This is a genomic window from Mesorhizobium sp. WSM4845, from assembly GCF_055811455.1.
The window spans coordinates 161,502-175,661 of sequence record NZ_JBVVQA010000002.1; the positions used below are offsets into that span (position 1 = coordinate 161,502).

General features: G+C 59.3%; 7 protein-coding genes and 1 pseudogene. 5 read left to right on the plus strand and 3 right to left on the minus strand.

Annotation, left to right across the window (positions count from 1 at the left end):
• Positions 1–65 precede the first annotated feature (65 nt).
• The gene (locus AC0L2C_RS03035) at positions 66–1,298 is read right to left on the minus strand and encodes an acetate/propionate family kinase (RefSeq protein WP_473522661.1); all 1,233 of its coding nucleotides are present in this window, start codon (positions 1,296–1,298) and stop codon (positions 66–68) included.
• Positions 1,299–1,300: 2 nt separating this feature from the next.
• Positions 1,301–2,266, minus strand: coding sequence for a phosphate acetyltransferase (locus tag AC0L2C_RS03040; RefSeq protein WP_473495802.1), 966 nt, complete (start codon positions 2,264–2,266; stop codon positions 1,301–1,303).
• Positions 2,267–2,732: 466 nt separating this feature from the next.
• Here AC0L2C_RS03040 and AC0L2C_RS03045 point away from each other — a divergent pair, with 466 nt between their 5' ends.
• The 5 genes and pseudogenes from AC0L2C_RS03045 to AC0L2C_RS03065 all read left to right on the plus strand — a co-directional run bounded on the left by AC0L2C_RS03045 (position 2,733) and on the right by AC0L2C_RS03065 (position 12,768).
• A complete protein-coding gene (locus tag AC0L2C_RS03045) occupies positions 2,733–5,201 on the plus strand; it encodes a phosphoketolase family protein (RefSeq protein ID WP_287246361.1) in 2,469 nt (822 codons plus the stop codon).
• A gap of 83 nt (positions 5,202–5,284) precedes the next feature.
• The gene (locus AC0L2C_RS03050; protein WP_473522662.1) at positions 5,285–6,604 is read left to right on the plus strand and encodes a glucoamylase family protein; all 1,320 of its coding nucleotides are present in this window, start codon (positions 5,285–5,287) and stop codon (positions 6,602–6,604) included.
• 243 nt (positions 6,605–6,847) lie between these two features.
• Positions 6,848–7,863 (plus strand): annotated as a pseudogene (locus AC0L2C_RS03055) (class I fructose-bisphosphate aldolase).
• Between the two features lie 337 nt (positions 7,864–8,200).
• A complete protein-coding gene (locus tag AC0L2C_RS03060) occupies positions 8,201–8,770 on the plus strand; it encodes a histidine phosphatase family protein (protein WP_473522663.1) in 570 nt (189 codons plus the stop codon).
• An 80-nt stretch (positions 8,771–8,850) separates the two neighbouring features.
• Positions 8,851–12,768: a GH36-type glycosyl hydrolase domain-containing protein gene (locus AC0L2C_RS03065; protein ID WP_473522664.1), complete on the plus strand. Its 3,918-nt coding sequence runs from the start codon at positions 8,851–8,853 to the stop codon at positions 12,766–12,768.
• A 211-nt stretch (positions 12,769–12,979) separates the two neighbouring features.
• On the opposite strand, the gene adhP is transcribed toward AC0L2C_RS03065, so the two are convergent.
• The gene (gene adhP, locus AC0L2C_RS03070; RefSeq protein WP_077380032.1) at positions 12,980–14,005 is read right to left on the minus strand and encodes an alcohol dehydrogenase AdhP; all 1,026 of its coding nucleotides are present in this window, start codon (positions 14,003–14,005) and stop codon (positions 12,980–12,982) included.
• Between the last annotated feature and the right edge of the window lie 155 nt (positions 14,006–14,160).

Sequence of the window (14,160 nt, forward strand, 5' to 3'; positions counted from 1 at the left end):
GACGGGCCTTTCCTCCGTGGGCTTGCCGGCGGGCAAGCCTTACTTTGCGATCGACAGTAGTGGTTCTAGGGCGAACGCTCCGCACTGATACGCGTGCTTTCGCCCAGACCGTCCTTTTTGTCCGCCCCGATAAGTTCCAGTGTGAGACGCGCGATCATCAGTTCTTCGTCTGTCGGGACCGCGAACAGCGCAATACGGCTTGCCTCGCTCGAGATCACTAACTCTCCGGCTGTATTGGCGGCTTGATCCAGCTCGGCGCCAAGCCAGCCAAGTTTCTCGACTATGCGCGCCCGGATCTCGGCCGAGTTCTCGCCGATCCCTGCCGTGAATACGAAGGCGTCGAGACCACCCAGCGCTGCCGCCAACGTCCCTGCGTACAGGCCGATACGGTAAACGAAATAGTCCAATGCGAAGGCGGCGTTGGCATCATCGCTCTTCAGCAGGTCGCGAACGTCATTGCTGATTCCAGACAGCCCCTTCAGCCCGCATTCACGGTACAGCAAATCCTGCACCTGCGCCGCCGTCATGCCCTTTTCCGTAATGAGGTAGAGGATCACGCCCGGATCGATCTGTCCGCAGCGCGTTCCCATCGGTAATCCGTCGAGCGCCGTAAATCCAAGCGTGCTTTCAACGCTGCGGCCTTCTGATAGCGCGCACATGGAGGCGCCGCTTCCGAGGTGCGCGATGATCACACGTCCGCTCGCGATATCGGGTGCAATCTCGCGCAGACGTCCGGAGACATACTCGTAGGACAGTCCGTGAAACCCGTACCGCCGCACCCCCTCCGCATAAAAGCGCTCAGGAATCGCATAGTGGTCGGCTAACGCGCTGTGGCCTCGATGGAATGCCGTGTCGAAGCAGGCAACTTGCGGCAGTTCCGGACGTCGCTCGAACAGGGCGCGGATAGGCGCCAGGTTATTCGGCTGGTGCAGCGGAGCAAGCGGGACGTAACGTTCAAGATTTCGTAGGACGTCCTCGTCCACCTGTATGGGCTCAGCATAGTCCGGCCCGCCATGAACGACGCGGTGGCCGACAGCGGTGAGTTTGAATCCCTGCGTCTTCCGCAGCCAGGTTCCCGCGACGTTTGTGGCGGCGGGAAGATCCGGGACATCGCCTGGGGAATAGGCTTGATCTACCAACGGCTTCTTGTCAGGCCCGATGGCAAGCAGTCGCGGTGATGTGCCGACGCCATCGATCTGACCCTTGACTTGCCTTTGCAGACCGCCCGACCCGTCAAATCCGAATACCTGGAACTTCAGACTCGAGGAGCCGGCATTGAGGACCAGGATCGCATCCATGGCTACGTTGCCGGCAAGGCTGCCGAGCGACGGCGCGCGTCGGCAAGGAGCACTGCGACTGCGCAGGAAGCCAGCCGCGTGCGAATGGAATCAGCCCGCGATGTGAGGATGATCGGGACGCGCGCGCCGAGCACGATGCCGGCGGCGTCCGCCTTGGCAAGGAAGGTTAGATTCTTGGCAAGCATGTTGCCGGCTTCGAGATCGGGGACCACCAGGATCTGCGCGCGCCCCGCCACGACGGACCGGATGCCCTTGATTCTAGCCGCCTCCGGGTCAATGGCGTTGTCGAAGGCGAGCGGACCATCCAGCACGCCGCCCGTGATCTGGCCGCGATCGGCCATCTTGCACAGCGCCGCGGCCTCGATGGTTGACGGTATTTTCGAGGTGACGGTTTCCACGGCGGAAAGTATAGCGACACGCGGCTCGCCGAGACCGACCTGAGTGAAGAGATCGATGGCGTTCTGGATGATGTCGCGCTTGGCGTCGAGATCGGGAAAGATATTGATCGCCGCATCGGTGATGAACAATGTCTCGGCATAGGCTGGCACATCCATCACAAACACATGGCTGATCCGCCGCGCCGTGCGCAACCCCGTTGCGGACGCGGTGACGGCCCGCATCAACTCATCGGTGTGGAGGCTGCCCTTCATCAGTAGCTCTCCCTTCGCCTCCTGGATCAGTTCAACACCCTTTGCGGCCGCGGCATCGCTGTGCGCCATGTCGACAAGCTCGAAACGACCGATGTCGAGACTGTGTTCCTCCGCCACCGCGCGGATTTTGCGGCATGGTCCCACCAGGATCGGTACGATCAGGCTTTCGTCGGCAGCCTCAACAGCGCCACGCAATGAAGTCTCGTCGCAAGGGTGCACGACGATGGTCTTCGTTGCCGGCACAAGCTTCGCGCGCGCAATCAAGCGCTCGTATTTTTCGTGAGCAGTTTCGGCTTTGTCTGAGTCAATCTGGACCAAAAGCGTGTCCTCCGAGACAGTCCTTTGAGGGCTTCCCCCGTCGCCAGGATACCTTGACCAGTCGGGCTGGCTTGATCGCTTTGCCCGACAGTTCGGAAACGGCCGCCTCCGCGTCGATGCCGAACAGGCCGATAATTCGCTGCCACCGCTCCGCCGCCTCCCCGGACATGTCACCGCGTGCACTGAGCACCTCGTGGAGCGCGGCGAGGCCACCGCGGCGGGTCAATGAGAACTATGCGGTGCCGGTGATGGCAGATTTGTGACGACACCCGCGGTCCCGCCAAGGTCAGAACGCCAGGCGAAATCGCGAGCATCCTTGCCCATTTTGGTCTATACTAGCGTCCAAGTCGGCCTCGGATAAGCCGTATCGGTTCATCGTTCTCATATCCATGCCAACTGCGCAGTAACTGCGGCTTGCCAAGACCGTGTCAACGCGACCGGTCCCGTTCTGGAAGAGGAGCGAACGATGGCATCGATTAAGACCGCAACGAAAAAGAAAGGTCGTTCTGGCGAAATTTCGGCGGCGGCCGTTAGCGCCCTCTCGACTGACGAATTACAGGCGATGGACGCCTGCTGGCGGGCATCCAACTATCTGTCGGTTGGCCAGATCTATCTTCTCGACAACCCATTGTTGAAGGAGCCGCTGAAACGCGAGCACATCAAGCCTCGCCTGCTCGGCCACTGGGGCACGACGCCCGGTCTGAACATGCTCTATGTCCACCTAAACCGGGTCATCAAACGCGACGACCTCAACATGATCTACATCATCGGACCGGGACACGGCGGCCCTGCCCTGGTTGCTCACGCCTATCTGGAAGGTACCTACAGCGAGGTATACCCAAATATCAGCCAAGACGCGGAGGGTATGAAGAGACTGTTCAAGCAGTTCAGCTTTCCCGGTGGCATTCCCAGTCACGTTGCCCCGGAGACGCCCGGCAGCATTCATGAGGGCGGGGAACTCGGTTACGCCTTGAGCCACGCCTTTGGTGCGGCCTTCGACAACCCGGACCTGATCGTCGCCTGTGTCGTTGGCGACGGCGAAGCCGAGACCGGGCCTCTCGCGACCGGCTGGCATGGAAACAAATTCCTGAATCCGGCCCGCGATGGCTGCGTGCTGCCCATTCTTCACCTCAACGGGTACAAGATCGCCAACCCGTGCTTCTTAGCGCGCATTCCGAAGGACGAATTGCAAAAGTTTTTCGAGGGCATGGGCTATACGCCTTACTTCGTCGAGGGACACGACCCGGAGGACGTCCACCAGCAGTTGGCTGACGCGCTGGACACCGCAGTGGCGGAAATCGAACAAATCTGGGCTGATGCCCGAAACAACGGCAACCTGAAACGCCCGGCTTGGCCGATGATCGTCTTCCGCACGCCGAAGGGTTGGACTTGCCCGCCGGAAATCGACGGCAAGAAGTGTGAAGACTATTGGCGCGCCCACCAGGTTCCCATGGGCGACATGGACAAGCCGGCGCACATCCGGATTCTTGAAAAGTGGATGAAGAGCTACCGGCCTGACGAGCTGTTCGATGCAGATGGCCGGTTCAATTCCAAACTGGCATCGCTGGCTCCGATGGGGCATCGCCGAATGAGCGACAATCCGCACGCCAATGGCGGTTTGAAGTTGCGCGACCTTAAGATGCCAGACTTCCGGGACTATGCAGTGGCGGTGCCCAGCCCAGGCGCAACCACGGTCGAGTCGGCACGGCTGATGGGCAAGTTTCTCCGGGATGTGATGAAATTGAATTTGGAAAGCAACAATTTCCGCCTGTTCAGCCCGGATGAAAACAACTCCAATCGTTGGCAGGACGTGTTGGAGGTTACCAACCGATGTTACATGGCCGAAATCTACCCGGAGGACGACCATTTGGCGCCAGATGGCCGCGTGATGGAGGTGCTCAGCGAACATCAGTGCCAAGGCTGGCTGGAGGGCTATCTATTAACCGGCCGGCATGGCTTCTTCTCCTGCTATGAAGCCTTCATCCACATTATCGACTCGATGTTCAACCAGCACGCCAAGTGGCTGAAGGTCTGCCACGAGATTCCCTGGCGCCGATCAATCGCATCGCTTAACTACTTCCTCAGCTCGCATGTCTGGCGCCAGGACCACAATGGCTTCAGCCATCAGGACCCGGGATTCCTCGATCATGTCGCCAATAAGAAAGCGGAAGTGATCCGGATCTATTTGCCGCCCGATGCCAACACCCTCCTGGCGGTGACCGATCACTGCCTGCGCAGTCGCAACTATGTCAATGTCGTGGTCGCCGGCAAGCAACCCGCGCCGCAATGGCTGACGATAGACCAAGCCGTCAAGCACTGCACTCAAGGTCTTGGCATTTGGGAGTGGGCCAGCAACGACAAGGGCAGCGAGCCCGACGTGGTGATGGCGTGTTGCGGCGATGTCCCGACCCTGGAGACGCTGGCTGCAGTGGCGTTGATCCGCGAGCACTTACCGGAATTAAAGGTGCGGGTGGTGAACGTGGTGAATCTGATGAAGCTGCAGCCGCCGGAAGAACATCCGCATGGCTTGCCGGGTCGCGATTTCGATGCGCTGTTTACCAAGAATAAGCCCATCATCTTTGCCTTCCACGGCTATCCCTGGCTAATCCACCGGCTGACCTATCGCCGAACCAACCACGACAACCTGCACGTCCGCGGCTACAAGGAAGAAGGCACGACCTCTACTCCCTTCGATATGGTGGTGTTGAACGACCTCGATCGTTTCCATCTGGTGGAGGACGTAATCGATCGCCTGCCGCAACTGGGCGCCCGCGCCGCTTACTTCAAGCAGGCTATTCACGAGAAGCTGATCGAACACAGACAGTACATCGAGAAGTATGGTGATGATCTGCCGGACATCAGCGGTTGGAAATGGGGCTTGATGGACAAGGGCGGCGAGTCTCGACGGACGTCAACGGAAAGCGACAATATTTGAGTTGAGCTGCAATCCAAATCAGTCTTTGAGGCGAACATGCCCGATGCCCCGGTAAACCTCGGTTAACGGAGCACTTACGCGCTATGCCCGACACGCTGTCGACGGATGCCGAGCTTGATCGGTTGCCGACCGATCAAGACCTGGCGCGGTTGCAGTTCTCGACATTGCTGTACTATCTGCATGAGACGAACCCCGACAACGGGCTGGTACGCGACAAGACGGAACCGAATGCTCCGGCAAGCATCGCCGCAATCGGCATGGCGCTCGCGACAATTCCCGTCATTGTAGAACGAGGAATTCTTATCCGCGAATTCGCGGCAAAGATCGCCCGCAAACGATTGCGATACTTGACGGATTGTCCGCAGGGACCGGAGCCAAACACATCTGGTTACAAAGGCTTCTTCTATCATTTTCTGGATATCGAGACGGGTCGCCGCGTTTGGCAGTGCGAGTTGTCCACGATCGATTCCGCGTTCCTGTTTGCAGGCGCCCTAACCGTCGCTACCTATTTCGATCGCGACACTCCGGATGAAGCGGAAATCCGCCACCTCGCTACTACGCTGTATGAGCGTGCCGACTGGAACTGGGCCTGCAATGGCGGTCTTTCGCTGACGCATGGCTGGCGCCCGGAAAGCGGATTCATCCCGCATCGGTGGCGGGGTTACGATGAGGGCTTGCTACTCTACATCCTCGGCCTTGGCTCGCCGACCCACCCGTTGCACCCGCAGAGCTATGCCGCCTACACCTCAACCTACGAATGGAAGAAAATCTACGGCCGCGAGCTGCTTTATTCAGGCCCGCTCTTTACTCATCAGCTGTCGCACATGTGGGTGGACTTTCGCGGCATCCGCGATGCGTTCATGCGTCACCACGACAGCGACTATTTCGAGAACAGCCGGCAAGCAACTTTCGTGCAGCAGGAGTATGCAATTCGAAACCCGATGGAGTTCGCCGGCTATGGCCAACATTGCTGGGGGTTCACGGCCTGCGACGGGCCGGGCTGGATCACGCGAACGGTCAATGGCCTTGAGCGGCAGTTCTTCGATTATATTGCCCGCGGCGCTCCGTTCGGGCCCGACGACGGGACGGTCGCACCTTGGGTTGTCATAGCCTCGCTGCCATTCGCGCCAGAGATCGTTATCCCCACTGCCCGCAATTTTGCCCGGATGAATCTCGGCATGACACGGCTTTACGGATTCAAACCGTCCTTCAATCCGTCATTCACGATAGAAGAAAGTCCCACGGGATGGTGGGTGTCCCCGTACCACTTTGGGATCGACCAGGGACCGGTCGTGCTTATGATCGAAAACTACCGGACTGGCCTGCTCTGGAAACTCATGCGCCGCTGTTCGCCGGTGGTAGAGGGATTGCGTCGAGCAGGTTTCGCGGGAGGATGGCTGTAGCGCTGTAGGACAACATCAGGGCATGCGAGCGCACTGAGCTGTCGGGTGCAGAGAGCGAGGCACACTTCAGCAGCGACCGGACTGCCGCCAACACGGTTGAGGCAGGCAATCCTGTTTGGGAAACCCGCTGACTTGTTGCGACACTCTTTCTCGTACTCTTGATCTCATCTGACTTGCGCCATATAATTTCTTGTTCGGATAAAGGTGCACGAGTACGACGGAGAGCAAACGGGAGGGCCCACGATGACCCACGATTTGGGGAGCATCGCAGCGGCGCTAGTCGCCGAGGGAAAGGGTATTTTGGCGGCGGACGAGACCGTGCCCACATTGATCAAGCGGTTCGATGCGCTCGGAATCCATTCCACCGAGCAAAGCCGGCGCACCTACCGTGAAATGCTCTTCACCTCCGCGGGCGCGGCCGAGTTCATCAGCGGCGTCATCATGCACGACGAGACCATCCGCCAGAAGAGTTCCGGCGGGACGCCGCTCACTCAGGTCCTCTCCAGCCAGGGGATCCTGCCCGGGATCAAGGTTGACACAGGCGCGAAGCCGCTTGCCGGCTCTCCCGAGGAGACAGTCACCGAAGGGCTCGACGGCTCCGGGATCGCCTCTCCGAATACCGCGGCATGGGCGCCCGCTTCGCGAAGTGGCGGGCAGTCATACGCATTGCGGAGACGCTGCCGAGCGCCGCGTGCGTGAGTGCCAACGCACACGCCTTAGGGCGGTACGCCGCGCTTTGCCAGGAGCAGCAACTCGTGCCAATCGTTGAACCGGAGGTGTTGATGGAGGGATCGCACACGATCGAGCGCTGCGAGGATGTCACTGGCGTGGTCCTTCACGCCGTGTTCCGTGCCCTGTTCGAACAGCGTGTCGTGCTGGAGTTCATGCTGCTCAAGCCCAACATGGTGATCGCGGGTGAGAACTACTCTCGTCCGGTTCCCATGCGGGACGTCGCAGGCGCCACGCTCCGCTGCTTGCGCCGGCACGTGCCCGCGGCGGTCCCCGGCATCGTGTTCCTGTCGGGTGGTCAGGACGACCGGGTGGCCACCGCCCACCTCAACGCGATCAACCAACTGCCCGGGCCAAAGCCTTGGAAGATCAGTTTCTCCTACGGGCGCGCACTCCAGGATCCGGCGCTGGAGGCGTGGCATGGACGCGACGAGGAGCTGAAGATGGGCCAACTGGCCCTTTACCACCGGGCTCGCTGTAACGGCGCGGCTAGTCTTGGGATGTACACCGATGAGATGGAGGCGGCATAGGTGGGCTTTGGTAGTCCGCCGCATCACGACCAGCCGGGCGGTGGAGTATGGGCACAAGCCGCACTACCTCGAGGGAGCGAAGCTGAACGAGATGCCCCCATGCCTTTGGATATGTCCGTCGTGAACGACCTGACCCGCTTCCATGGGCCAGGCGACGTCATCGACCGGTTGCCGCGGCTGGCAGCTTGAGCCGCTTACTTCAAGCAGGCGATCCGTCACGATCTGATCGAGCACAGGGGTACATCGCATTACACGGCGGCGACCTGACCGAAATCGCGGGCGGAGTGTCGGGACAAGCAACGGCCTTGGGACAGCGTCTAAGCCAGGAGAGCTGGACGTGAACGTATTCGTGATCAGGCATGGGGAGACCGAGTGGAGCCTGAGCGGGCAACACACAGGTTCAACAGATCTCCCCTTGACCGACAACGGACGACGACAGGCAGAACGGACGCGTCCGGTGTTGGCGCGGCAGACGTTCGCGCTCGTTCTCGTAAGCCCACTACAGCGCGCACGGGAGACTTGTGAGTTGGTGGGTCTCGGCGCCGGCGCCATCGTCGACCCAAGCTTGATCGAGTGGGACTACGGCGAATACGAGGGGCTGACGCCCCAGCAAATCCAGGCGAAAAGACCGGGCTGGTTGATTTTCCGGGATGGATGCCCGGGGGGCGAGACGCCGAGGCAAGTTGGCGCGCGTGTGGATCAAGTCGTGACGCGGGCGCGGGCTGCGAACGGCGACGTTGCTCTGTTCGCGCATGGGCACGTGCTGCGCGTGCTTGCGGCGCGTTGGATCGGGCTTCCACCGCGAGCCGGACAACATTTTCTTCTGAATACCGGTACGTGGAGCGTTCTCACTTACTATCGGGAGATACCCGCAGTAAGGATCTGGAATGGACATGTCGCCGATTAGGCCGCGGGAAAGTTGTCGGCGGTGGTTGCAGTGACGATTGCCTTCGAAGCCGGTGTCGTCGCTTGAGTGGGAAAACGTTGATGGCAAAATCAATCCACAGCGATAGCGCGCCCGAGCCGACCAGACACAGTAGCGCTCCTGAATCGATGGATCCGGCCCCCACCGTCGCTTTGCTCTCTAACGGTCGCTACAGTGTCATGCTCACTGCTACAGGAGCCGGTTGGGGCACATGGAAGGACCTTGACGTTACCCGGTGGCGAGAGGATGTCACCCGCGATTGTTGGGGCCAGTTTTGCTACGTCCGAGACCAGGCGGACAACACTCCATGGTCCATCGGCAAGCAACCACTTTTCCGACCTCATAATATCTACACGCATACGTTTCATGGAGACAGGGCCGAGTTTCGCTGTCGAGCCGAAGACATCGAAATTTCCTGGAAAGTATGCGTCGCACCAGATGTCGACGCAGAAGTGCGGGCACTTACGATTGTCAACCATGGCAGGAAGGCACGAACCCTCGAACTAACCAGCTATTCCGAGGTCTGTCTGAACAATCGCCGCGCGGACAGAGCACATCCGACGTTTGCCAAGCTCTTCGTGGAAACGCAGTACGACGAGGCGACCGGCGCCTTGTTTGCGCGTCGCAGGCCGCGCGATGCGAAAGAAAAACCGATCTGGGCGGTTCATGTTTCGTCGTCGAGTCAACAGGTCGGCCAAGTGGTCGAGTATGAGACTGATCGACACAAATTCCTTGGACGCGGCCGCACGGCAGAAAATCCCACCATATTTGACGCGGGGGCAGCTCTATCCGGCACGACCGGCCCGGTTCTCGATCCCGTCTTCTGCCTGCGAAGGACGGTCCATCTGGAAGCGGGTGATACGGCGCGCGTAGCCTTTGTGACGGGCGCCGGCGACAACCATCAGGCGGTCCGCGCGATCGCAGAGCGATTCTCAAGTATCGATGCCGTCGATAAGACGTTCCGCGAGGCATCGGAAACTTATCAAGCTGAGCTTCACGACCTAAAGCTGACTCGCGACAAGGTCTCTTTGTTTAATCGCCTGGTTGGAAGTATCGCATTTGCAAATCCGGCTTTGCGGCAGGCGACGGCGTTCAAGAAAAATCACTTCTTCGATCGCGCAGCTCTTTGGTCGCACGGGATATCCGGTGACCTTCCGATCGTGCTGGTTCGCATCGAAGGCAACGGGGATAAGACTCTCGTTCGCGAAGTGACAAAGGGGCACGGGTTTATCCGCCGCAGAAGTTTGCAATTTGACCTTGTGTTGCTTGATACACGTGGCGCCAGTAGCGCAAAGCAATTGGTCAAGAGACTGCAAGCCGGAAAGGCAGCCGAAACGCTAGGCAAACCAGGAGGAATCTTCGTCTTGTCGGCGGGCACGGCCTCAGACGATCAAATCACAGCGATCGCCGCCGCTGCGCGCGTCATCCTTTCAAGCAACTCTGGTTCACTGGCCAATCAGCTTGATCGACCATACGCAGTTGAAGTTGAAACGCCTCCGGGTCGAATATCCGCGGCTCGAGCGGGCGAGACACTCACGCGCCCTGCTGCGATCCCGCCCAAGGATTTGTTGTATTGGAACGGTTTCGGGGGCTTCGCCCCTGACGGGCGCGAGTACGTCATTGTGGTCGACGGCGTCAATTCGCGAGCGCCGTCCCTGCCGCCGGCGCCTTGGAGCAACGTCATCGCAAACCCGAGTTTTGGCTGCCTGACGACTGAAGCCGGGCTTGGGTACACTTGGTCGGGCAACAGCCAGATGAACCGGCTGACGCCTTGGTCGAATGACCCGGTTTCAGATACACCTGGTGAGGTCGTCTACTTGCGGGACGAAGAAACCGGAGAGATCTGGACGCCAACGCCCTTGCCACTGGGACATCGAGCCGTTGTGACCGTTCACCATGGCCAAGGCTACAGCCGGTATGAAAGTATCAGCCGAGCTTTGGATCACAGGTTGACGGTGTATGTCCCGCCTAACGGTGAGATCAAGATCGTGCATCTCGAATTGACGAACGATGACTCTCGACCTCGCCAAATATCGGCAACATATTTCGCCGAGTGGGTTCTGGGGACACATCGCGAAGACGCTGCGATGCAAGTCGTCTGCGAACGCGATGTCGAATCGGGAGCCATCGTGGCGCACAACGCATGGGGCGGTGATTTTGCCGGGAAACTGGCGTTCGTGGCCGCCAGTCAGGTTGCGAGTTCAGCCACTTCCGATCGCGCGGAGTTTCTTGGCAAATACGGCTCGGTGTCTCGGCCCGCTGCATTGCAGCGGACCAGTCTGGCAGAAAGATTCGGAACCCTGGAAGATCCCTGCGCCGCGCTGATGGTGGACATTTTGTTAGAGCCTGGCGACACCAAGGACGTTATTTTTGTTCTTGGACAAGCTGCCGGCCTCGAGCAGGTCCGCCGACTTGTTCGCGAACATGCAGACGTCGACCGCGCTCGCGAAAGTTTCGCCGCTTTATCTCGTCAGTGGGACGACATCCTAAATGCAACGCAGGTCTCAACGCCGGACATTGGCTTCAATCTGATGATGAACCGGTGGCTGCTTTATCAGGTCCTGTCTTGTCGCGTTTGGGCGCGCTCTGGCTTTTACCAGTCGGGGGGCGCGTACGGCTTTCGCGACCAACTTCAGGACGTCATGGCGTTGGTCCACTGCGCGCCGAACGAAACCCGCTCACACATCCTGCGAGCGGCGGCACGGCAGTTTGAGGAAGGTGACGTTCAGCACTGGTGGCATCCTCCGTCCGGCATTGGCGTGCGCACGCGCATGACCGACGATCTATATTTCCTTCCCTTTGTCGTTCACCACTATGTTTCGACAACCGGCGACATCGGTTTGCTCGATGAACAGATTCCGTTCATTAGGTCCCCCCTCCTGAAGAAGGACCAGGACGAGGACTTCAACCGGCCGGACACCAGCGAACAAATCGCTGCAATCTATGAGCACTGCATTCGAGCCCTGGAACACGGGTTCCGTCTAGGCCGCCACGGCTTGCCGCTCATGGGAACGGGCGACTGGAACGACGGCATGAACAAGGTCGGCGCGGAGGGCAGGGGTGAAAGCGTCTGGAACGGGTGGTTCTTTCTTACAGTCCTGAAGTCGTTTGCCACGATTTCGGCCGCTCGTGGGGATGAGAGCTGCGCCGCGTGGTGCCGCGAAAGAGCCGAAACCTTGCGCGTGGCCTTGGAAGCCAACGCCTGGGACGGTACTTGGTATCGCCGAGCCTATTTCGACGATGGCACTCCGCTCGGGTCGTCGCTCAACGATGAATGTCAGATCGATGCCATTCCACAGGCTTGGGCTGTCATTTCCGGCGAGGCCGATGTGGAACGTGCTTCAACGGCAATGCACGCGGTTCACGAAAGGCTTGTGCGACAGGAGGACAAGCTGATTGCGCTATTCGAGCCCCCATTTGACAATGGCCCACTGCAACCTGGCTACATCAAGGGTTATGTTCCCGGTATCCGCGAGAATGGCGGCCAGTACACCCATGCAGCCGCGTGGGTTGTTTGGGCGACAGCCTTGCAGGGCGATGGTGATCGCGCCATGCATCTGTGGAACTTGATCAATCCGATTTGCCACGGAGCGACGAGAGATCAGGTCGAACGCTACATGGTAGAGCCATTTGTGGTCAGCGCCGACGTGTATGGCGCGCCGCCGCATACGGGACGTGGTGGTTGGACATGGTACACGGGTTCAGCCAGCTGGTTATATCGAGCAGGGCTGGAGGCTATTCTTGGCCTTCGACGGGACGGTCCCATCCTTCGGTTTGAGCCGTGCGTTCCTACACGCTGGCCGTATTATGGGTTAAGCTACAGGTACGGATCGGCGTCGTACCGGATCCGTTTCGACAACTCAAAGAGTGTCGGCCGGGGAGTGCAATCCGTAATGATGGACGGGACTCTTTTGACTGACGGAAATGTGCCACTCACTGACGACGGGCTCACGCACGACGTCCGCGTCGTAATTGGTTAGATTATTACAAGTCAGGCCAGCTACAATCGATTGGCGTCGATATCGGCAAGGAGGTCTTTCACATTGTCGGCTTTGATGCCGATGAAAAGATCACCCTTCCGCCGATAAAGCGTCTGGCCTCGTCGATACCTAGAAGAAGCTACCGCCGCTTCGAACAGATGCGTTCCCAGTTGAAATAATTTCGAAGCGTTTGCGGCGCGTGTATATCCGATCAGTGAAGCCGCATCACTATCCTGCCGTCTATCTTGCCCTGTTCCATCCGGTGGAAGATATCGTTGATGTTCTCAAGATCTTCCCATGAGAAATGGGATGCCACCTTGCCGTCCGCCGCAAACTGCAGCGACTCTTCCAGATCTTGACGCGTACCAACGATCGAACCGCGCACCGTGATGCGTTTCAGGACGGTTTCGAAGACCGGCAGCGCGATCTTCCCTGGCGGGAGGCCGACGAGAGACATCGTTCCCTTCGACCTCATGAACCCGAACGCCTGTTCCATCGCCTGCGGAGAAACCGCCGTGACGAGGGTTCCGTGAACACCGCCTGTCGCCTTCTGAACCTGCTCGACGGCATCCTTGTCCTTTCCGTTGACGGTAACGTCGGCGCCAAGCTGTTTCGCCAAGGCCAGCTTGTCGTCGAAAATATCCGCCGCAACGACATGCATGCCCATCGCCTTGGCGTATTGGACCGCCATATGTCCCAACCCGCCTACGCCTGAGACTGCGACCCACTCGCCAGGACGAACCTCGGTTTCCTTGAGACCCTTATAGACGGTCACCCCGGCACAAAGCAGAGGCGCCGCCGGCCCGAATTCGAGGCTGTCCGGCAAGCTTCCGACGAAGTCGGGATCTGCCAGGCCGAACTCGGCGAAGGTTCCGTTCACCGAATATCCAGTGTTGGACTGAGATGCACAGAGGGTTTCCCAGCCGGTGCGACAATAGGGGCAGTAGCCGCACGCGGTGTGAAGCCACGGAACTCCAACCCGATCACCTTCCTTGACTCGCTTGACACCCTGTCCGACCGCGGAGACAAAACCGACCCCTTCATGTCCTGGTATGAATGGTAGTGTCGGCTTCACCGGCCAGTCGCCGCTTGCGGCATGAAGGTCCGTGTGACAGACGCCCGTCGCTTCGTATTTCACCAGGATTTGACCCGGGCCAGGAGTTGGGATCTCCATCTCCTCAATGACCAGAGGCGCCCGAAATTCCCGAACGATCGCTGCTTTCATATGACGTGCCATGTTGCTTCTCCCGTTGTGTCTTTGAAGGGAATGCAGCCAAGGTTTCGTCCCGCGACGGGCATCATGCTCGATTAGGCTCAAGCTTCCAAAATGGATCGAACTTTATAGGTCTTTAAGGTACGATAAACCGGTTGGGCTGGTTGGACAACTGGGAT